A 1155-nucleotide genomic window follows, 5' to 3' on the forward strand; every position below is an offset into this window, starting at 1 on the left:
CTATCACCTGTTTGCCGTCACGCGTCTGCTGTCCGTATGGACGCAAGTAGAAGGCACGCTGATGCCGCAAGAAGCACCAGGTCCTTCAACAGGAACTGTCCGGTTCCGGCCGAAATCGCCGGGAACCCGCCAGCGGTCGGCTCGGCGACGCCAGGCGTGCTCAGGAAAAACGTCAGTGTCACGGCATAAGTCAGGCATGACATCGCCGCGCCGAGAGCGGAGGCCGTCTTGTTGAAAGCACCGATAATCAGCGCAGCGGCCGTCGCGAGCTCGACGGTGCCTATAAAATAGCTTCCACCCTGCACCCCAAAAACGGCCGGAATCCAGCTCATGATCGGACTGTTCTTCATCAATGGCGCGATGCCCATCGCTTCATAGCTCGTGAATTTCATGCAACCGAACCAGAGAAAGATGACCACCAGCGCCCAGCGCAGCAACGCGAGAGACCCGCGAGAGCCGGTCGTCTTTTCAGCTATGTGTAATGTCGAAAACATGGTGCCTCGCTTTCATCATGGCGCATGACCTGCCTTCATGCTTAGACAGGCGTGATATATGCGCTGCGCATACACTATACGCCGTCAATGAATGAGGCAACCCTTTGAACGTACTCTCGGACCGGCTCGTCAATCTGTTCGGCGCCCTCGCAGTGGGCATCACCGATCGAATTAAGAAGGCGGCATTCGACCCGACGATACCCGGCGGTGGCGAAACCACCGCGGCGATCGTCGTCATCGGTCACGCGACCGGTCTTTCGATCGACGAATTAGGACGGGTGCTAGGCTTGTCCCACGCGGGGACGGTGCGGCTTGTCGATCGATTGGTTGCAGCCGGGTTCGCCGTTCGATCCAAAGCGCTACGGGACCGTCGTGCAGTAGCGCTGATGCTCACTGAGGCAGGCGAGACTCGCCTATCTGCGATCCTGCAACGAAGAAACGAGACTTTATCCGAAATCCTTAGCCATGTCTCGAATGCTGACCGCCTCGTGCTGGAACGTATTGCCGAGACAATACTTGCGCAGATGTCTGACGACGCTGTCTCGGCGCTGACGATATGCCGGCTCTGCGACGAGAGGCGATGCTACAACTGTCCGATGGATGCCTTTGGAATGCTGGAGTCGTCGACGCATAGAGTCGACCCATAAGTGCGCGCAGAGAC

2 protein-coding genes are annotated in these 1155 nt (G+C 58.1%); one reads left to right on the forward strand and one right to left on the reverse strand.

Translation table 11 applies throughout. From position 1 onward, the window contains the following. Nucleotides 1-17: 17 nt before the first annotated feature. Entirely contained in the window at nucleotides 18-494 is a 477-nt protein-coding gene (locus OKA11_RS24375) for a YkgB family protein (RefSeq protein ID WP_010339850.1), read from the reverse strand. A gap of 104 nt (nucleotides 495-598) precedes the next feature. On the opposite strand from OKA11_RS24375, the gene OKA11_RS24380 reads away from it, so the two are divergent. After that, the gene (locus OKA11_RS24380; protein WP_010339851.1) at nucleotides 599-1141 is read left to right on the forward strand and encodes a MarR family winged helix-turn-helix transcriptional regulator; all 543 of its coding nucleotides are present in this window, start codon (nucleotides 599-601) and stop codon (nucleotides 1139-1141) included. Nucleotides 1142-1155: the final 14 nt, after the last annotated feature.

Source organism: Novosphingobium clariflavum (assembly GCF_026420865.1).
Classification (GTDB): domain Bacteria; phylum Pseudomonadota; class Alphaproteobacteria; order Sphingomonadales; family Sphingomonadaceae; genus Novosphingobium; species Novosphingobium clariflavum.

What these genes read in the sequence shown, in the direction of transcription:
- OKA11_RS24375 (WP_010339850.1), bottom strand. Translation starts at nt 494, where the DNA reads ATGTTTTCGACATTACACATAGCTGAAAAGACGACCGGCTCTCGCGGG.